The organism is Psychrobacter sp. TB55-MNA-CIBAN-0194 (genome assembly GCF_040309505.1).
Lineage (GTDB): Bacteria > Pseudomonadota > Gammaproteobacteria > Pseudomonadales > Moraxellaceae > Psychrobacter > Psychrobacter fozii.
On sequence record NZ_JBEOOW010000001.1, the window covers coordinates 183,170 to 203,560 of the forward strand.

13 protein-coding genes are annotated in these 20,391 nt (G+C 43.5%); 4 read left to right on the forward strand and 9 right to left on the reverse strand.

The features are described from left to right. Positions 1 to 8 precede the first annotated feature (8 nt). From AAEY75_RS00685 to AAEY75_RS00700, 4 genes are all read right to left on the reverse strand, one after another. Positions 9 to 770: a hypothetical protein gene (locus AAEY75_RS00685; protein ID WP_352257744.1), complete on the reverse strand. Its 762-nt coding sequence runs from the start codon at positions 768 to 770 to the stop codon at positions 9 to 11. Between the two features lie 219 nt (positions 771 to 989). After that, complete coding sequence (locus tag AAEY75_RS00690) at positions 990 to 1,592, reverse strand: tetratricopeptide repeat protein (RefSeq protein ID WP_352257746.1); 603 nt, start codon at positions 1,590 to 1,592, stop codon at positions 990 to 992. A gap of 66 nt (positions 1,593 to 1,658) precedes the next feature. Then, positions 1,659 to 3,038 (reverse strand): restriction endonuclease subunit S, encoded by a 1,380-nt coding sequence (locus tag AAEY75_RS00695; RefSeq protein ID WP_352257748.1) that lies wholly within the window; start codon positions 3,036 to 3,038, stop codon positions 1,659 to 1,661. Beyond that, positions 3,038 to 5,455, reverse strand: coding sequence for a type I restriction-modification system subunit M (locus AAEY75_RS00700; protein WP_352257750.1), 2,418 nt, complete (start codon positions 5,453 to 5,455; stop codon positions 3,038 to 3,040). The genes AAEY75_RS00695 and AAEY75_RS00700 overlap by 1 nt, the downstream gene beginning before the upstream one ends. Before the next feature lie 484 nt (positions 5,456 to 5,939). Here AAEY75_RS00700 and AAEY75_RS00705 point away from each other — a divergent pair, with 484 nt between their 5' ends. The 4 genes from AAEY75_RS00705 to AAEY75_RS00720 all read left to right on the forward strand — a co-directional run bounded on the left by AAEY75_RS00705 (position 5,940) and on the right by AAEY75_RS00720 (position 10,682). Next, a complete protein-coding gene (locus AAEY75_RS00705) occupies positions 5,940 to 6,482 on the forward strand; it encodes a Csu type fimbrial protein (RefSeq protein ID WP_352257752.1) in 543 nt (180 codons plus the stop codon). A gap of 81 nt (positions 6,483 to 6,563) precedes the next feature. Then, a complete protein-coding gene (locus tag AAEY75_RS00710) occupies positions 6,564 to 7,250 on the forward strand; it encodes a fimbrial biogenesis chaperone (protein WP_352257754.1) in 687 nt (228 codons plus the stop codon). After that, entirely contained in the window at positions 7,201 to 9,660 is a 2,460-nt protein-coding gene (locus AAEY75_RS00715) for a fimbria/pilus outer membrane usher protein (protein ID WP_352257756.1), read from the forward strand. The genes AAEY75_RS00710 and AAEY75_RS00715 overlap by 50 nt, the downstream gene beginning before the upstream one ends. Next, positions 9,660 to 10,682 carry a Csu type fimbrial protein gene (locus AAEY75_RS00720; RefSeq protein ID WP_352257758.1) on the forward strand — a complete coding sequence of 341 codons (1,023 nt, stop codon included), beginning with the start codon at positions 9,660 to 9,662 and terminating at the stop codon, positions 10,680 to 10,682. The genes AAEY75_RS00715 and AAEY75_RS00720 overlap by 1 nt, the downstream gene beginning before the upstream one ends. Before the next feature lie 584 nt (positions 10,683 to 11,266). Here AAEY75_RS00720 and AAEY75_RS00725 read toward each other — a convergent pair. The 5 genes from AAEY75_RS00725 to rbbA all read right to left on the reverse strand — a co-directional run bounded on the left by AAEY75_RS00725 (position 11,267) and on the right by rbbA (position 20,312). Next, positions 11,267 to 13,054: an aspartate:alanine exchanger family transporter gene (locus tag AAEY75_RS00725; RefSeq protein WP_352257760.1), complete on the reverse strand. Its 1,788-nt coding sequence runs from the start codon at positions 13,052 to 13,054 to the stop codon at positions 11,267 to 11,269. 9 nt (positions 13,055 to 13,063) lie between these two features. Beyond that, entirely contained in the window at positions 13,064 to 14,443 is a 1,380-nt protein-coding gene (gene gad, locus AAEY75_RS00730; RefSeq protein WP_197217143.1) for a glutamate decarboxylase, read from the reverse strand. Between the two features lie 350 nt (positions 14,444 to 14,793). Then, a complete protein-coding gene (locus AAEY75_RS00735; protein ID WP_352257762.1) occupies positions 14,794 to 16,263 on the reverse strand; it encodes an efflux transporter outer membrane subunit in 1,470 nt (489 codons plus the stop codon). Between the two features lie 158 nt (positions 16,264 to 16,421). Then, positions 16,422 to 17,540 (reverse strand): ABC transporter permease, encoded by a 1,119-nt coding sequence (locus AAEY75_RS00740; protein ID WP_290161490.1) that lies wholly within the window; start codon positions 17,538 to 17,540, stop codon positions 16,422 to 16,424. After that, a complete protein-coding gene (rbbA, locus tag AAEY75_RS00745) occupies positions 17,541 to 20,312 on the reverse strand; it encodes a ribosome-associated ATPase/putative transporter RbbA (RefSeq protein ID WP_352257765.1) in 2,772 nt (923 codons plus the stop codon). It abuts the gene before it with no gap. Positions 20,313 to 20,391 lie beyond the last annotated feature (79 nt).

Sequence of the window (20,391 nt, forward strand, 5' to 3'; positions counted from 1 at the left end):
ACCAACCGCTACGGCTCTTCACATACCATAGTTAAACTCTTACCAAAGATGGTTTTATTCAGCCGATTATAATTGGCAAAGACTTTTTCAGAGTCAGCATAATAGATCTGATCATTCACGCAATTACTAAAGCCATAGGTCAGTAAGTTTATTTTGGCATAGTTCTCAGGGTCGCTGGCTTTTTGGCTCTGATAACGCTCTGTAGTCAAATTGCGTGAATATTTACCGCCATCATTACTAAAGAGTGTTTGCTCCTGAATTTGCTCTTCGACGAACTCTTGCCATTTATTCTGCACAGCGGTTTCGTCTTTAAAAAAGGGCGCAAGATACTGCTTACACATCGGCGGACTCAACCTCATCGCTTGTATGGGATCTAGATAAGCCAAAATAGTTAATTTATCATGGACATATTCGGCTTCAATAGACTTTAAAAGTTCACGCTTGTAGGTTTGCGCTTGTGGCACGACTTCTAATTGCTCAACCTTACGCTTTCGCGACTCATATTTTTTATTTAAATTGGTTGTGTCTGTCGTTGATACTCTGTTTAAGTCGCTAGGGTAAATAGGAGAAGAAAAGCTATTTAGCTGTACGCTAGTTAGATTGTTTAACATGAAATGAGAGTTCTCGATTTGCTTGGCGCTATACTTTTTATTATCGAACTCGCCTTGCATATCGCATAAATCATCTTGCCATTTGTAGACTTCGGCTTGAGCAACACTAGTTACTGCTGACAATAAGATACTTACTGCTAGTACTGAGTAACACTTCATTATTGAAGTCCTTTTCTAGTTTTAATCTTCATTAAGCACAAAAACCCTCAACTTACTCATTACTGACTACCAACTTGCCAGCCTTGCATTTGAGTGACGATATCGGCTTGGAAGACAGATTCGTAGGTGACGTTGTGCGCGTTAATAGCAGTGCTAGTCTGGGTCATGGCATGGGTCTTATTATTAAGTTAGGGTCGACGTAGTAATACAGGTTATTCATTAATAACCACGTTCATTTAATCGTCTATATTGATCACAGCCATATTGATAACCTTTATCACACGTTTTCCCGTACCATTCCTTTGCTGTAGATCGGTTTCGCTTAAGACCACCCAAACCTTCTTCATAAAACATGGCAAGCGCCGCTTGACCTCTGGCATCGCCCTGTTTGGCAGCTTTTTGAAACATTTTTCTTGATAATATCAGATCTTGACGCACCCCTTGACCGTCATAATATATCGCTCCCACCTCAATTTGATACTCTACATTGCCTTGGTTTGCCCATTTTTTCATATCAGCCAAACTATCCTTAGCATCAGAGTACTTATTCTCATCAGATACGCGGCTACTTGAGGCAAGTTGATATTCTTTTTGCTTGGCACGAGCACTTAGATTATCTATCTCGTTGGATATCTCATCATTACCATATACATGAGCACCACTATTGGTAGCATATATATTGCGACTAGAACCATAACTTGCAGACGTAGAAATATTGCTAGTCGTGTGGGTCAAAGTGTTATTTGGTTGAAAGGTAGTTTCGACAGCTCCATTCACTTGGGCTGTACCCATTCCTAATAGTATCAATAGTAATCTTTTCATAACTTTCATACCTATGCCAGTCAACTTTAATAAAGTACTCTTATAGCTCGTAATTTTAGTCGTGCATTACGAAGCTTTATTGTCAGCCGCCCGCCAGCCCCGCACATCAATCTTGCCCGTAACCGCAGCAGATATTAAAGCAGTGCGGCGTTCTTGCATAAGTTGGATGGCATCCTGCGCTATTGCGATAGTTTCATCATATTTGTTACATAGATATTTTATATTATTGACAATATCTTCAATTTCTTTAGAAGGTGGAATAGGAACTGCTAAATCTTTTACTATATCTGTATTTAAATTCGGTTGTCCTGACCCTTGTTTTATTCTCTCTCTCAAATTTATCGTTAGCGTGGATAAATAGAAATATACATATTCGCTATCTAATCTTAAATCTTCAAACCCTACTACACCATCGTTTGCATTAGCATCTATAGAAAGGATTTTAGGTACACCTAATGTCGCGCCACTATTTGATAACACTAATGTTCCAGTCTTAAATATACGACATTGGTCACTACCTTTTTTTGTTAGGCAAGTAGCGGTTTCCTGCAAATATATTTTATTATCTTTGGTGATTTCTGCCACAGTTACCCATGGAGAATAACTGCCATTAAAAAGTAAAGGATCACCTGCGGGTCTAGGTGAGCCACCTCTAACAACTCTTGAGACATAGCCTAACTTACTTACCTCCCAATGCTCAGGCACTCCTCCCAACCATTCAACGCCCGACTCTTTCATCGGCGCGTCAGGGTTTAACCCCTTAGTCACCGCATGACTGATCACCGCTTGGCGCTTCTCTTTTAGCAGTTGGATAAGGGTTTGCTGTTTTTCGATTAGGGTATCGATTTGGGCGGTTTCATGGTCGAGGAAATTGGCTATAGTTTCTCTTTCATCTAAAGATGGCAACCAAATCTCAACCCCTTTCAAAATAGACTGGGTAATACTAAAAACTTTGACACCTTTTACCATGTGTCTAATTTGAGTTCTTATTTCCTTAGAATCCATTAAATAAGCATAAAAACGACTACATTTACGGTCAAAAGGGCGAGCAATAACGGTGTGATAACCAGCAAAAACTAAATCATCAGTAATTAACTGAGTAAAATTTCCTGAACCTTCTATGTCCTCAGAAGTATCAGCAAACACTAAATCACCTTTAGTAAGCAAGGCATAAGGAGATGACTGTAAATACTCTTTATCAACGCACTTTAAATAATTCTTTTTTGGATCAACTTCAAAACCGTATTTCGAATGCACCTCTCCATAATTTACACAAGGGATGCCGTTATCAATAAGGTTAGCTTTCGTTATAGTTAGACCTCGACCAAACGAAAACATATATCTAAGCTTACTAAGCTCCCAGCCTTTAGGTATTTCCTCTAACCACTCAACCCCAGAATCTTTATACTCTGCATACTGCTGATACTTCGTTACCAATTCAGCCATTACGAATGCACCTCACCCAATAACTGCATAATCTCGCTACTGACCGCATCCAAGTCCGCATCAATCTCGGCTAATGCTCTTGGCGGCTCATACACATAGAAATGACGGTTAAATGGTATCTCATAGCCGACCACGCCAATCTCTTCATCAATAGCGTCCGTCTTATCGGCATTAATCCACGCATCAGGTACATGCGGCTGTACTTCACGCGCGAAGTAGCTTTCAATCAACTCAGTGGTGGTCACCTCAGGATTCAGCGGCACGTTTTCATAATCACGTAGGTCGCTGTCTGTTTGGAACTCTACTATTTTGGTCTTGCTGGCAGGATCAGTATAACTAAATGCACCATAAATCGGATTGGCAACCTTGACCGCTTTTTTGATGACTGGCTCAGCATTGGGGTTCTTCCAAGTGATAGCATCAATCAGCTGTTTTTTCTCTTTCGCGTCCAAATCTACTTCAGCGTCTTTTAACGCTTGCTTGAACAATTTATCAAACTCATTGAAGTCATCAAACTGGTTTTCACCGATAGCCGACTGCAAGGATTTGGCTTTATTCATCAGCGCAAGTTGCGTTTGCCATATCTTGACATCAAGCACGTCTTTGACTTGGGCTTCTTTAAGCTCGCTAAAGTCCGCCTTTATCATCGCACGCGCATCAACCGTCACCGCTGATAAATCACCATAGCTATTGTTATCGCTGTCACTGTCATTATCAGTAGCCCAGTCACTAGCAAACTTCTCATATAACGCTGGCATGACCATATCAAACGGCTTAGCTGCATAGCGTAGGCTTTCAATGGCATCATCATTCAGCTGTGCCGATAAGCGCAATGGACGCTCAATGGTTAAGCGGCGATAGCCAAACTCATGAGTTTTAAATATTTTACTGGCAAAGGTCTTAGCTGGCTCGCTTTTAGGGTTGGCGGACTGACGACCACGGTTAGATTTCACCTCTTCTGGCTTGTCGAGTACGCGAGCATCAACCACTTCAAAGTCACCAAAACTGCGGGTAATGGTTTTGATATCGTCTTCGCTCATCTCATTACGCTTAGAGCCCAGTGATTTACGCATCTTGCTATATAGATTACTACCATCGATCAGCTGGACTTGCCCGCGGCGCTCAGCAGCTTTCTTATTGCTTAATATCCAGATATAAGTAGCAATACCCGTGTTATAGAACATATCGTTTGGCAAGGCGATGATAGCCTCAAGCAAATCGGCCTCAAGGATATAACGGCGAATCTCACTCTCACCACTGCCTGCGCCGCCCGTAAATAGCGGTGACCCATTTAAGATAATACCGATACGGCTGCCCTGATTGTTATTTTGGGTACTGTTTGTGCTGTTTTGACCGCTACTGTTAGCTGTCGCTTGCTCATCACCCCGCTCATTACTAACGATCGGACGCATTTTGCTAATGAGATGCATCAGGAACAATAGCGAGCCATCAGAGACGCGCGGCAAGCCCGCCCCAAAGCGACCATCAAAGCCTTTTTGTGTATGTTCGTCATTGATCTCACCTGATATCTTTTTCCAGTCTACCCCAAACGGTGGATTCGATAGCATGTAGTCAAACTTCTCCGCGACCAGCTGATCACTAGACAACGTATTACCCAGCTTAATGTTATTCACCTCTTGCCCTTTAATCAGCATATCGGCTTTACAGATAGCATAAGACTCAGGGTTGAGCTCTTGCCCATAGGTACGCATGACCGCGTCAGGGTTTAGCTCTAGCACGTATTCCATACCAGAGGATAGGAAACCGCCTGTCCCTGCCGTAGGGTCATAAATGGTGCGAATGATACCGTCTTTGGTCAGCGCATCATCATCTTCCATAAACACCAGTGAGGTGGTCAAGCGCACGATATCGCGCGGGGTAAAATGCTCCCCTGCGGTTTCATTCGAGCTCTCAGCAAAGCGGCGAATCAGCTCTTCAAACACAAAGCCCATTTCATGGTTAGAGATAGCGTCAGGGCTAAGATCAGTATTGGCGAACTTCTGCACCACTTTGTACAATAAGTTGGCATCAGCCAATTGACCGACAAACTCTTCAAACTTGAAATGCTCAAATATCTCACGCGCGTCTTTAGAGAAGGATTGCACGTAGGTGTTTAAGTTGTCTTTGATATCGCTCTGACCCATCTTGCTCAAATCCATGGGCGAGGTATTATAAAATGCATGCTTGCTGGCACGAATGATGAACTTCTCTTGTGCTTCCTCTGGCAGACCTTTTTCAGCGATACGCTCACTCTCAGCCACCACAGCAGCTTTGGTGTCTGCTAATACGCATTCTAGGCGGCGCAGTAGTGTGAATGGCAGGATAATGCGGCCGTATTGAGATTGCTTGAAGTCACCACGTAATAGGTCAGCGACAGACCAGATGAAAGCCGCTGTTTGAGAGAAGTTTTTGGTCATGGGAGTATCTTTTGGTTGTTGGGCAAGGTTGAGTGCTTGGAGTTATAGTACAGGCTTAAAATTAGACTACACGTGCTGCGATGGAATACATCGACTTATGACGGCTTATAAAGCTTATTGTATGATAGTAGAGTATATAAAGGCTAGTATGCAAACTTAATGTTGGTTATATTTGATGAGGTTATTTGTAGTGACGCATCGGTCAATAATACATATGGAAAATTGGATATTAGCGTGGATACATGTTAGTCACAAACTTCTAAAACAACCCTGTCATGCTTTAGCAACAAATATTGACGATAGTCGTAGTTATTGTAACTGAAAGAGTCAGTTCGCCTCAGGTAATTATCTTAAGCCAGTGGGTTCTAGATTGCTAAAAAAACGAGATTTCTGCTATCTAGCTCGGCAAGCACATCGTATTCAACTGATTACGCTGTAATTCATCACCGAAACCCTAAAAGATCTAAACCTTTGGAGATTTACCATGCAATTTAAAAAATCCTTAATGACCGCTACATTAGTTACTATTGGCGGATTCGCTGCTATGTCTAGTGCGAATGCTGCTGGTACAGAGTCAGGTAGTTTTAACGTCAATATGACTGTGGTGTCTGCTTGCACCTTATCAGCTGCTCCTCTCACTCAAGATATTACTTTCGGTGAAGTTGCTGCGGGCGGCACAGCGGCTGCTAACCAAACCAACGCTACCACCCTCTCCGTGATGTGCTCTACAGGTGCGCCTTATGTGGTTAAATTAACCCCATCGAACGATAATGCTAGTGGTGCTGGTATTATGACAGGACCAGCGCCAACAGATCTTATTACTTACCAGTTACACTCTGATTCAGCTGGCTTGAATGCTTGGGGTAATACCGGAGTATTAAATGGCGAAGCCGGTAATAGTGTTAGTAGCGTCGGAGAAGGCATGGAAGTTCCTCTCGAACATCCTGTATATGCCTCAGTGACCGGTAGCACCGACGTTACCGTAGGTAACTATACTGATCTGGTTAGCGTTTCTGTCGTTTACTAGCCAGCTATGTTAAATCTCTGGTTACACCGTGTTGCAAAATATAGTGTGATCTCAAGCTTGCTGCTGTGTAGCAATTGGGTGATGGCGAGTGGGCTTCAAGTCTCTCCCATCTCCTTAAGCTTACAAGCTAGAGAAAACGCCAGTGGTCTGACCCTAAGTAATACCGGTGACAATGTGGTGCATGCGCAAGTGCGTGTGTACCACTGGTCGCAGGATGAAACAGGCGATCAGCTCACACTATCACGAGGATTATTGGCCAGTCCGCCAATGATTAAGCTTGACCCAAGCGAAAAGCAATTAATTCGAATTATACGTGCCACAGCACCGCCGCAAGGCAGTGGCGCTGTAGAAGACAGCTATAGAGTTTTGGTTAATGAGTTGCCGATTAAATCCCCTGACCAAAAGAGTGGCTTGCAGTTTGCGTTGAGCTATTCCCTACCCGTATTTGTACAGCCCGTTGGTGTTATAAAAACCAGCCCGAAGCTGCAATGGAGCACGTATGTGCAACCAGATGGCAAGCAGGTAAAGTTACGTGTCCACAATAGCGGCAATGGTCATGCCCAACTGGCAAGCCTAAGCTTTGTAGATGCTGCTGGTACTAGCATTGATGTCCATAAAGGTTTGCTGGGTTATGTTTTACCAGGCGCTACCATGTACTGGACACTGAAAACACCGCCCTCGGCACTAACGACAGGTGGAAAATTCAAGGCAATGATCAATGGAACTGAGACGATACAAGACGTTACGCTGGACAACTCCGATCGCTAAAATAGCCTTATTGCAAACTTTAATGATACCTATCAGTCATGCCATCGAACCAAACGATATCACTGCTACCTCTACAGAGCTTACCAACGACAGTCTCGCACAGCTTGATTTAAACCGTAACAATCGTGACGAAAACGACCATCCAGACAAGCTTGATCTCTATTTAGAGGTTAAGCTTAACGGCGCAGACAAGGGTTTAGCGTCCTTCGAATATTATAATGATCAATTATGGGCAAGTAAAAACGTATTGCAGCAACTTGGCTTTATAGTACCGCCTGACACCCTCGAACCAATACCGCTAAACACCTTATCTGACATCAAGATTGATTATGATGCACGCCAGCAAACGGTCAATCTCATTGCACCGCTAAACATGCTCAACCTTGCTACGACCGTCGTTAATACCCGTAATAGTAAACGCCCACAACCGACCGCCTCGCCTGGTTTTCTGTTAAATTACAACCTCTATGGCACGCAAACAGAGGACAACGCGACCAGCCTAAGTGCTTATACAGAACTGCGTGCGTTTAATGACCTCGGTGTATTAAGCTCTACTGCCTTGACAACTGGCAATCGCTTTGCTGGTAGCAATACTAATAGTAATGATTGGGACAGCCGTACGGTGCGTTTGGATAGCAGTTGGAGCAAGTCTTTCCCTGATAAGCTGCTCACCGTCAGCGCTGGCGACATACTCACAGGTACACTATCCTGGACAAGGTCCACACGCTTAGGCGGACTGCAATTTGGCAGTAACTTTGACCTGCAGCCCTATATTGCCACCACGCCTCTGCCGTCATTTTTTGGCTCGGCCACGCTACCCTCAGCGGTAGAGCTCTATGTTAATGGTCTCAAGCAATACAGCGGCGACATACCTGCTGGTCCATTTGAGCTTAATACAGCTCCCAGTTTTAGCGGCGCGGGCAATGCCCAGCTCGTCTTGACTGATGCGTTAGGACAAAACACCACGCTTAATTTCTCACTTTATGATGCCCATCGTTTACTACAGCCAGGGCTGTCCGATTGGTCAGTAGAGCTCGGTACCGTACGCCAAAATTATGGCCTCAAATCTTTTGATTATGGTAATGATATCGCCGGCTTTGGCACTTGGCGTTATGGAGTCAGTGATCGCTTTACCGCAGAGACCCATGCTGAAGTGACTGAGGGGCTTAGTAATGCTGGTGTCGGTGGCACTTGGTTATTAGGTAGCAAAGGCGGTGTCTTATTTGCCTCACTAGCGGGTAGCGACAGCCAAGGTGAAGGTGGATTGCAATACAGTGCAGACTACTCTTGGAATAATAGTCGCTTCCATATCGGTCTCAATGCCACTGGTACTCATGGTGACTACCGTGACGTCGCCACACGTTACGGAAATGCTCCCAACAGCCGAAGTGAACAACTCTCAACAGGTTATAGCACCCAATCTCTAGGCAGTTTTGGTCTTAGTTATAATCAGGTCGCTTTTACGCAGCAAGAGACCTCACAATTTGCCAGCGCCTCTTGGCGAAAGTCTTTTGGGCGACGACTGAGTCTGAACGCCAATTACAATCATGATATCCATAATTCTGCCAATAACAGCGTCTCTTTTGGGGCCTCGCTATCCTTAGACCATAATATCTCGCTGAATAGTAGTGTGCAGAGCACTAACGAGCGTCATTCCTTGGTAACAGATGTGTCGCAATCAACACCAAATGCGGGCGGCATAGGCTGGCGTGCGCAAGCAAGGCACAGTACGAGTAACAACAGCAGCACCGATGGCTTAGCCGAATTGAATTATCTTGGTCCATACGGTCGATTACAAGCTGGTATCAGTAGCAACAACGATAATTATTCTACTTATGCTAGCGGTACAGGCGCGCTGGTCATGATGGGTGGAGGCTTATTTGCTGCCCGCCAAATCAATAATGGTTTTGCCGTGGTCTCCACTGATGGTATCGCCGATGTACCAGTGCTGCTGCAAAACAGTCCCATAGGTACAACGAATAAGCAGGGGCTATTATTGGTAACACCATTGAACGCTTATCAAGACAATAAAATTGCTATTAACCCTATGGACTTGCCCGCTGACCTGCACATTGACAAAGTGGATATTGAAGCAACGCCGACTGACCGTGCTGGAGTATTAGTAAGATTTGGCATCACACCTGTGCGCTCTGCCTCTGTCCTCCTTACCGACAACGTTAACCAGCCATTACCGCTTGGCAGTCAAGTACGGTTACTTACGAACAAAGATGCATCTTCAGCAGTTATTGGATTTGATGGCGAAGTCTATTTGGATACCTTAGATGAGCACAATGTACTAAAAGTAATCATGCCCTCTAGTGATAGTTGTACGGTCAGCTTTGATTATCATAAACAGGGCGATGATATTCCACTCATCGGTCCTCTCATCTGTCAAAAGGTAAAAGAATAATGAAGTTTTTAAGATGGAAATATAGTATATTTTTGATAGTAGGTGCATGGTGGTTACCATCAGGGAATGCTTATGCTGTACCCAATGTTACGTGTGAAGCAGGTATGAATACAGCAGTGGGAAGTACCGGTAAAGTGAACATTAGCGATTCTATCACCCCCGCCAACGCCGATGATGCAAGAATTAGTGCTACATTAAACTATAGATGCACCAATAGCGGCTCCGCAGGATATGTATCGGTTTGCCTTGCAGTAGACGGTGGCAATAATAACAGCACTTACCCTCCGCGTTACATGAAGAATGGGTCTGTCGATTCAAACTTGGCTTTTACCATGACATTACCAGGAAATATTGATTGGGGTACCCGAAATTCTAGTGGTTCTGAATTCAACTCAGGCTCACTTGCTATTGCCGAAAACTCATTTATCTCAGGCAGCGTAGCTATTAACGTCTCTTTGCTCTCAAACTATAACAATGCCCTCGCAACATCCGGAACTTACACCAACGATTTCAATGGCAGTCATACCGCATTAACGTTTAGGGCTAACGACACCTCATCTGACCTTGATTGCTCAACGGGTAACTCAGGAGTAGAGATGTTCCCATTTACCGTTCAAGCAACCGTAATTTCAAGCTGTTTAGTTACCTCTACTGCTGATATCAATTTAGGTTCTCATTCTGCAAATAGAAACAATATCATGGGCGATAATTCTAGCGCGATTGGCGTGACCTGCACCAATGGTGCACCCTATAGTATTGGCTTGATGCCATCCAACAATAATGTCAATGGTGCTGGTATGATGAGTGGTACTGGCAACAATACTGATAAAATACCTTATCAATTGCGTTCAATTAATGAAGTTATATGGGGAAATACTGCCACCTCGAATAACGTCGGGAATGGCGTAATAGGTACTGGCGATGGAACCTCTCAACTAAAGACTGTATACGTTACTGTTCTCAGTGCCGACTTTCGGCCTGATAAATACTCTGACATTGTAAGCATTCAAGTCAATTATTAATAGCTTCTGCTTTACTAATAGTTCTAACATTATAAAAGCTGCTCTACTTCTCGTGCTCAATATATACGTCAATATTAAAAATATATAGGTACAAACAATATTTCTTGTAAGCAATATTTGCTTATTTTTATAGTAGAGCCGCTATTCTAACGACATAGAATTGTTGTTAAATATGTTGTTAAAATTAATTATAAAATTGCTGTATAGGTTGGTATTAAAGACTCTTAGACTTATAGCCTACTCTTGGTGGGCGCACCAATAAATATTATCAGAAGTAATAAAAAAACCTCATAGCCTATACGCTGTGGGGTTTTTTTATTACTTAATATGTCAAAATTATAACTTACGATACCTTTGCATAAAAGCATTTCAAAGGTATTCTAGCAGGTATCTGAACATACTTTTAAACAGGATACTGAACCGTTAATTTCAACGCTCATTCTTTAGGGTATTGATGCTCCGACAATGCCGGAACGGTTCAGTATAAGAGTTATAGCTTTCTCAGGCCCTTATTATTCTTAGGTAAGCTTATCAATATCGGGGTTTTGAAATAATCATTGTCTACTAACTTCAGTCCTAAAAACTCAAGATAAAATCATCGAAATATAACCACCAATCAAGGCTAAAACGGTCGTAAGCGCATAACTGACAGGGTAAGGTATAGCAGCAACTGAACTTTTTGACTCTTCCATAATGGCGTTTAGTCCAGGTGTACTATTTCTAGCTCCAGTTGCGGCACCATCAGCAATAATTGAGTTAAGTTTAAAGAATTTCACCCCTATCCAAAAGGCAACGAGCGGTGGTATTAACGCACCTGCTATTCCAATTACTGCTAACCATAATAGAGTGTCACCATGTAAGGCTGTAATGACTTTAGGGCCAACATTAGCAGCTAAAACTGCCACAAAAACGTTTAAACCAAAATCTTGCAAGAAACTTCTTGCGCCTTCATGTATCGGACCACCAAACTCAGGGTTACGACTGCGAAAATAACTAACGGCAATCCCAGCAAGAATACAACCTGCTGAAGTTCCTAAGGCAAATGGGATACCTGAAATTTTCACCGTTATAATACCGACTAAATATCCGATAACCATCGCAACGGCGAGATAAATTATTTCAGACTTCATGGTTGGTAATATTACTCGTCCTCCCAAGCGTTTCCCTGCCATTTTTAAGGCCACATCCGGACCTGCCAATCTAATCACATCGCCGAAAGAAATCTGTGTTTTAGGACCTAAAGGGATTTCATTACCTGCTCTAAATAAAGCTTGAGCCGTGACGCCTCCTATTCCAGACTCGCTGAGGTCATCAATATTTTGACCTGAAATATCATGAGAGCCAATGTGAATATCTGCAACTTCTATAGGAACATTGCGGGCCAATTGATCATCCGCTTCAGGTCCGATGAGCTCATTGTCTACAAAAATCAAATCGTGAATATTGGCTCTAACCGTAACGATATCGTTCAGTTGAACGATAGGATCATCTGACAACTCTACAATCGCGCCATTTCTAACCAAACGTAAGATAGGCGCTTGCGGATATTCTTTGACTAACGCTGAGATACTTTTGCCAAGAATGTTTTTGTGAGTCACATAAAAGGCGCGTAAATCATACGCTGAAAAACCCAGCGTTAACGCCTGAGGTGCTCCAGGTAAAGGGTCTGTCGCGCCGCCATTATAATCAGCTTCAGCGGCTTTAGCCTCTTCAACAGAGTTGTAACCAAAAATCTTAGGTAAATAGCGAATGAGTAAAATGATACCAACAGTGGATAAGACATAACTAACGGCATAGGCCGCGGCCATATTAGCACCAATTTCTTCCGCGGTTATTCCTGACGGTGGTATATAGGCACCACTTGATAAAGCGCCTTGCCCCACTCCTAGTATGGCCGTTATGGTATAGCTACCAGAGATAAGTCCTGTTGCGTATCCAGGTGCTAAGCCTGCAAACTTTGCCCCAAAAAAGCAAATAATCCAGTTTAGTGACCAGACAATGACGCCGATACTAATGAATGCCAAACCACCTTTTTTTAATCCAGCAAAAAACTGAGGTCCAACTTTAAGCCCTAAAGCATACATAAAAAGAAGGAGCATAAAGGTTGAAAGAACCCCTGGTATGGCATAAGTAATATCATAAGCAGATTGTGCAATCATCGAAAGCACAACCCCTACCAGCAAAGTACCTGCTGTTGACCCTAAAGAGATATTCTTGATGCTACGATTACCAATATAAGTACCTAAAGCTAATGATAACAAGATAAATACTATGGGCTGATTATCCAGCAGTTGAAAAAATCCATGTAAGCCTGAAGCAGTAACAGGCTCTATCTTATCGAATATCTGACCGACTACAGTAGGATTACTCATAATGCTCTTCTATGTGTGATGAAAGGTACGAGTAGAGCTAGAATGTGAAACTGGATGCGCTTTATAGCATTCAACAGCGGCTTTAATATCACGTAATAACAACGCGGCCATATCTCGACTGATACCATGACGAATTAGAATACGTTGAATGACGGTGTCCTGACGATCGTTTGGTAGTGGATAAGAGGCTATTTGCCAACCATGTTGGCGAACTTTGTCAGATAAATCATAGAGATTGAAACCCCAGTCTCCTTCTTTTAGGGTATAACTAAGAGCAGGTAAACCACCTCGTCCATCATAAAACATCTCAAACGGACCTAACTTTGAGATTTCATCTGCCAACCATTGAGCGGTATCCACACAAGCTTGTTGAACACCTTTATAACCCTCAAATCCTAATCGTAAAAAATTATAGTATTGCGCGACAATTTGACCACCTGGTCGAGAAAAGTTAAGCGCAAAGGTTGCCATGTTTCCACCTAGATAATCTACATAGAATATCAAATCTTCTGGCAAGTCTTCTTCTGACCGCCAAACTACCCAGCCGACACCTAGTGGTGCCAGACCGTATTTATGACCACTCGCATTGATAGACTTCACTCTATCGATACGAAAATCCCACTCAAGTTCAGGTTGAATGAAGGGCGCTATAAATCCACCCGAAGCGGCATCTACATGAATAGGTATGTCCCATCCTTTTTCGCTTTGAATATCATCTAGCTCTTTTGCCATCGCAGCGACGTCTTCATACACACAAGTGTAAGTCACCCCTAAGGTAGGAATGACACCAATGGTATTTTCATCAACATAGTCTTTTATTTTTTCGGGATTGGTACTAACCTCATTACCTTCAAGTGGAATTTGACGAAGCTCAACATCAAAATACCGCGCAAATTTATGCCAACAAATCTGTACTGGCCCAACGACCAAATTGGGCTTTGAGGCATCTAATCCTGCTGCTTCGCGTTTTTGACGCCAACGCCACTTCATGGCTAATCCGCCAAGCATGCAAGCCTCTGATGAGCCAGTAGTTGAGCAACCAAGAGTCGTATGAGCTTGTGGGCTATTCCATAGATCCGCTAAGATATGAACACAACGCGCTTCCATTTCAGCAGTCTGTGGATATTCATCCTTATCAATCATATTTTTATCGACACATAAGTCCATGATGTCATGAACCTCATCTTCCATCCATGTCGTACAAAATGTAGCCAGATTCTGCTTGGCATTGCCATCGAGAAGTAGCTCGTCTTTTATAAACTGAGCAACAACTTCTGGCTGGGTACTGTTTTGAGGCAATTGAAATTTATTGAGTAGCGTATTACTCATTGGGTCTTCATAAACGTCTTCGCTAATAGGATCTATCTGATTTCGGTTGTGTAAAGGCATAATCTAACGTTCCTTTATATGATTGAAAAATCATTGTGTGTGTCGACCTATAAATATTAGATACCTTTGCAAGTTTAGAATATGTTGCCTTATTGTTAAGTTAAATTTATATGAAAGTTATGTTATTGTTAAACAAAGTAATATTTATCTTAAATAAATATTTAAATTAACTAACTAAATTATGGGCTATATTTGTAGGCATTAACTTGGAAAATCATAGTTACGCAACCAGACGATAATAACTAAACTGCATTTTTAGTGATATCGCTGATGGCTTCGAATCTTGTTTGGTAGTCTTGGTGATAGTTCTACAGTTTTTTCAACATAGATCACTCATAAGCTATCTGAATTTACGATGCCTCCACAGTGACATCCTCTCCCCATCCTCCTCCTAGTGATTTATAAAGGTTCAGTAGCATTTGTGCTCGAGCAAGCTGCGAGTAAATCAAGTTTTCTTGTATTTGTTCCGAGTCGAGCTGCGCTGTCAGAGCTTCATCTAACGTTTGATAACCATAACGAAACAGTTTTTCGGCATCGCTGGCACGCTTGGCAGACTGCTGATAGGCCGTATCTAGCAATTTTTGTTGCTGCGCGAGCGCCTGATGTGCTTGATAAGTATTATCTACCTCACCAAGCGCGAGCAGTAGCCTTCGATCATACTGTAGCAGCGCCGTTTGCAATCGAGCGTCTGCGCTGTCAATATTGGCCTTAATCCGACCGTTTGTAAAAATGGGAACCTGTATACCCACACTCAATATACTGCCCCAACCTTTCAAATCTGGCACATCACTGTCAACGTCAATACGCCCGCCTTGACCTAAAAAACGAATGGAAAAACGTGGCAGCAGATCAGCTTTGGCACTTGCCAGTTTGGCAGAATAGGCATTGACTTGTGCGCCATAGGCACGCAGATCTGGACGACGTTCTAGCAACCCTTGGGGCGTTTGGCCACTGGGCGCACTCGGTTGATGATTGAGAATATCTACAGTCGTAGAAGGCAGCTCAAAACCTTGCGGTACTTGCCCGATAAGTACGGCTATGCTACGTACGTGCATTGCATACTCTGCATTGATTGTGCTTTTCTTCGCACGCATGGCATTGAGTTTACTTTGGACATTATTAACTTCATACATGGTGACTTGACCCGCTTGAAAACGCCCTTTTATATATCGCTCAAAGCGCGTCAATATCTCTACATTGCGGGCAGTAATGACTTCACGCTGCTGAGCGGCACGGGCCTGAAAATAGTGATCAGCAATTTGATCTGCCAGTAGCATTTGCGCGCCATATACTTTTTCTTGTACACCCAACGCCGCATAACGGGCGGCATCAGCATCACTTTGTTTTCTGCCAAATATATCAGGCTCCCACGCAGCAGAGAATCCCGCATTAGCATGACTGCTGTCTATATCTTGGTGAGTCTCCAGCAGCGCTGTACTAGCGCCCAAAAGATGACTGAGGTTGTCATTTGCAGACAGATGAGCCGAACCATTTATAATGCCCGCTGAAGCATTGACGCCAGCTTGTGGCCCAAGATCAGCAGTGGCAAGACGACTGATTGCCACTGCTTCTGCAAAACGACTTTCAGCGATGCGGATATCGGGGCTGTCTTGTAAGCCTTGCTCTATCAGGCGACTTAATAGCGGATCTTGCCATTGTCGCCACCAGTGGCTAATTTCTGGACTGCCCTTCGCCGCTTTGTTTTCGTCAAATGTTGTCGGAATAGAAATGTCACTTTGGCGTACAACCTGTGTGCTTTGGCAGGCGCTTAAGATCAAGACCAATGCTCCCAAACTCACAATTTTGGATAATGGAAACATGCGTTTCTTCTCCTTATATTCTCTATCATTATTTTTAATTCAGTGCCATGGTCGAATATCAAACACGCCCTAGGACGTTTGCTAGGACCTATCCTAAGATGTCGTTACATGTATGACTGGCTTTTATTGAGCCAAATTGGGCCAGTATGTTTTGCACATTATCCTAGCTTTTCAAGCATCGCTTTAAATCGTACTAAAGCAAAAATAAGAAACACGACGCCGATACCTGTCATGACTAATAGCTCAGGCCAAACAATGTCCAAGCCAGCATTACGGAATAAAACATTTTGAGTAAAGCTGACAAACTGAGTCGTGGGCCAATACTCGCTTATCATTTGTGCCGCTTCGGGCATATTGCTGCGCGGCGCTATAGAGCCAGATAAGAGTAACGATACGACTAAGACGGGCAACATCAATAAGGCAAACTGCGGCATACTCGGCGCCATGGTTGATAGCATAATGCCGAGAGAAGATATGGAGAACAGATACACGACCACACCACTACCGAATAAAAGCAGCGACCCGTTAATGGGAATGCCGAGCAGATACTGGACCACAAAAACCATCGATAACATGGAGGCACATAAAATCACCAAGCTATTGGCAAGTATTTTTGAAATCACGATTTCTGTTGTATTGACTGGCATCACCAAGAGATGCTCGATGGTGCCACGTTCGCGTTCACGGATAACAGCGGCACCGGACAACCCTATTGCCAAGAGCGCAATCATATTGCAGACTTCCATAACTGGTGTGTACCAGTAGCTGTCTCCGTTTGGGTTAAATATCATGTTCAGTACTGGCTTGACCAATAACGGTGGATCGGCTTGTTTTAAAAAATTACTCACTTCCTGATTAAATATTTGGAGAATATAGGCTTGCCCAATACCTGCTTGAGTCATGGTGGTCGCATCAATTAACAGCTGAACTTGCGGTTTTCGTCCAGCCAGCACATCTCGTTCAAACCCAGGGGGAAATTCCAGCACAAAAATAAGCTTGCTCTTGTCCATCAACTCATCGACATCTTCGCGTTTCACATCGACAGGAGGCAGAAAGTAAGGTTGTTGTAGAGCATCTCGAATTTGTCTGGTCAGGGCTGTACGGTCTAAATCTATAATACCGACAGGCGCATTGCGTACATCCGTATTGATGCCTTCTGCCACAGTATAAATAGTGACAGAGAACACGAAGCCAATCATGAGAAACAGTATCTTGTCTCCAAACAGACTGCGCAATTCTTTGATGGTCAACGTCCAGATATTTTTAAAAGTCTGCACTTATACCTCCTGCTTTTTCAGGAAAATAGAAGCAAATGTGATAAATGCCAAGGCAAAAGCGGTCAAAACCATGTACTCCGTCAAAAAACTGGACCAACTCAGTCCTTTAGTAAACCCGCCAATACTGATACGCTGATACCAAGATGCGGGGAACCCGACCCCAATGGCATAAGCAATGCCGTCCATACTAGAGAGCGGATACAACAACCCAGAGTAGTTAATGGTGGGTATCAGAGTGACGATGGCGGTGACAAACAAGGCGGCAACCTGTGTGCGAACCAAACTAGACACAAGCAGCCCCAGTCCTGTAGACACATAGACCAACAGCAATGCGCCAAAAGACATCGCCAAAAAAGAGCCTTTTATAGGCACTTTGAACCAAAATATGGCCATGAGTACAAGTATGAGATAATTGATCAGTCCCAGAACGACATAAGGTAGCTGTTTTCCCAGTAGGTATTGAGGCACACTGGCTGGTGATGTGTAGAGATTTGATATCGAGCCAACTTCGCGCTCACGCACCACTCCCAGCGTGGTCATCATTGCTGGAATCAACATGAGTATCATCATTAGCACACTGGGAATGACCGCGTTCACACTTTTGAAGTCTTGGTTATACATAAAGCGTGGAACCACTTCAGCAGCAGGGTCTAAGTCGATAGGCAAGCCAGTATCTTGAAGAAGGTCTTTGATATATATCCTCATAATCCTTCCTACATAGCCCTCAATATTGGCCGCATTGAATGGCACTGTCCCATCAATATAAAAGCTCGCTTCTGGTTGTCTATTGGCCAATAAATCACGTCCATAATCCACTGGAATATCAATAACCAATTTCGTCTCAGAGCTTCTAAGCGCGTATTCAGCGGCCTTTATAGAGTCTACGGGTGACGTAGATGTAAAATATTCTGAGCCCGAAAAGTACTCCGTCAACTGTCGACTTTGTGCAGAGTGATCTTGATCGAGTATCGTATACGGTAAATCGTGCACATCAAAAGAGATACTCCAACCGGTCATGACCATCAAAATAATGGGGCCAACGATAGCAAAGAACAGCCTGATTTTATCGCGTAATAGCTCTTTAAATTCGCGCGTGGCAAATGTCCACACAGTGGTAAACCAATACTTAAGCGTGTCGGTTTTGTCGGTTTGACTATCAGGTTCAGACGCTATGATCGCTGATTCTGCTGGTGTATTTTCAGTCGTGTCGTTTTGGCTGGTGGGTTCAGTGTCATTTTTTTCATCTTCGAGCAGATACTCTACAAAGGCTTCTTCGAGGTCCTCTGCTTGTTTATTATGTGTCAGCTCTGTCGGTGTACCAACGACCAGCACGCGACCACGGTGCATAAAAGAGATGCGATCGCATCGACTGGCCTCATTCATAAAATGAGTAGAAATAAATATCGTGATTTTATCTTCTCGTGAAAGCGTCAATAGCTGTCGCCAAAACATATCACGAGCACCAGGATCGACACCTGAGGTTGGCTCATCCAAAATCAATACTTCGGGATGATGCAGACAAGCCGCTGCCAGCTGTAATCGTTGGCGGATACCCAGTGACAACGAGGCTGGCGCTGTATCCGCCACGGTACTGAGGTCAAATTTATCTAACGCATCCTTTACAGCCTGCTGTCCACGCTCTCCTTCTATTTGATAAAGGGTTGCATGCAGCTCTAAGTTTTGACGTACGCTCAATTCTTCATAAAGCGAGAAAGACTGCGACATATAGCCGACACGCATTTTTGTCGCTATGTCATTTGCATCGATAGACTGACCCAGCAGTTTGGCTGAGCCCTCTGTTTTATCAATCAATCCAGTCAGCATTTTCATCGTGGTCGATTTACCACAACCGTTAGACCCCAAAAAACCAAAAATTTCACCTTTCTCAATACGAAAGCTGACATTATCAACTGCTGTAAAGTCTCCAAAACGCTTGGTTAGGTTTTTTGCCTCAATAGCGGGCGGTGCATCAGGATCAGGGACAAATGGCGTGATAATCAACGCGCCTGCATTCGTTTGCTTCTCTGGTGGCAATAGCTTAATGTAGGCTTCTTCAAGTGACGTGACATTCAGCTCTGTCATAACGGTTTGCGTCCGCTGATTGGCTAAGAGCTTGCCATCATCCATCGCTAGCAGGTATTCAAAATTTTTGGCTTCATCAATATAGGCTGTCGACACGATGACCGTCATCTCTTGACGTTCAGCTTGTAGCGAGGCCACTAATGACCAGAATTGACGGCGTGATAAGGGGTCTACCCCTGTGGTTGGCTCATCCAGAATCAGTAAGTCAGGATTGTGCACCAATGCACAGCATAAGCTCAGTTTTTGCTTCATTCCGCCCGAAAGCTTGCCAGCCGCACGATCAGGAAACGGTGCTAGCCCAGTTGCCTCAAGTAAACGGGCTATTCGTACATGGCGCTCATGCGCATTCAATCCAAACAGTCGCGCATGAAATTCCACGTTCTCATATACCGACAAGGTTGGATAAAGATTATGTCCTAAGCCTTGTGGCATAAAGGCGATATGTTTTGACAACGCCTCACGTGCAGATTTTTCTGCCATATCCTTACCGAATACTTGCACAGAGCCATTTTGAATAACCTTGACCCCTGCAATAAGAGACAACAACGTTGATTTTCCAACACCATCAGGACCAATTAGCCCAACAGTGCTTCCTTGTAAAATATTTAGGGAAATATTATCAAGAGCAACCGTCTTGCCATATGTATGCGAAACAGTGTTAATTTCAACGGCGGCATGTTGGCTATCCATACGTTATCTCACAGTTTGTATCGTTAATTTATTCATAAAGATCACTCTTCGGTTGTAAAACCATCTGAATAATTTATGA

What these genes read in the sequence shown, in the direction of transcription:
- AAEY75_RS00685 (WP_352257744.1), bottom strand. Translation starts at nt 770, where the DNA reads ATGAAGTGTTACTCAGTACTAGCAGTAAGTATCTTATTGTCAGCAGTA.
- AAEY75_RS00690 (WP_352257746.1), bottom strand. Translation starts at nt 1,592, where the DNA reads ATGAAAAGATTACTATTGATACTATTAGGAATGGGTACAGCCCAAGTG.
- AAEY75_RS00695 (WP_352257748.1), bottom strand. Translation starts at nt 3,038, where the DNA reads ATGGCTGAATTGGTAACGAAGTATCAGCAGTATGCAGAGTATAAAGAT.
- AAEY75_RS00700 (WP_352257750.1), bottom strand. Translation starts at nt 5,455, where the DNA reads ATGACCAAAAACTTCTCTCAAACAGCGGCTTTCATCTGGTCTGTCGCT.
- AAEY75_RS00705 (WP_352257752.1), top strand. Translation starts at nt 5,940, where the DNA reads ATGCAATTTAAAAAATCCTTAATGACCGCTACATTAGTTACTATTGGC.
- AAEY75_RS00710 (WP_352257754.1), top strand. Translation starts at nt 6,564, where the DNA reads ATGGCGAGTGGGCTTCAAGTCTCTCCCATCTCCTTAAGCTTACAAGCT.
- AAEY75_RS00715 (WP_352257756.1), top strand. Translation starts at nt 7,201, where the DNA reads ATGGAACTGAGACGATACAAGACGTTACGCTGGACAACTCCGATCGCT.
- AAEY75_RS00720 (WP_352257758.1), top strand. Translation starts at nt 9,660, where the DNA reads ATGAAGTTTTTAAGATGGAAATATAGTATATTTTTGATAGTAGGTGCA.
- AAEY75_RS00725 (WP_352257760.1), bottom strand. Translation starts at nt 13,054, where the DNA reads ATGAGTAATCCTACTGTAGTCGGTCAGATATTCGATAAGATAGAGCCT.
- gad (WP_197217143.1), bottom strand. Translation starts at nt 14,443, where the DNA reads ATGCCTTTACACAACCGAAATCAGATAGATCCTATTAGCGAAGACGTT.
- AAEY75_RS00735 (WP_352257762.1), bottom strand. Translation starts at nt 16,263, where the DNA reads ATGTTTCCATTATCCAAAATTGTGAGTTTGGGAGCATTGGTCTTGATC.
- rbbA (WP_352257765.1), bottom strand. Translation starts at nt 20,312, where the DNA reads ATGGATAGCCAACATGCCGCCGTTGAAATTAACACTGTTTCGCATACA.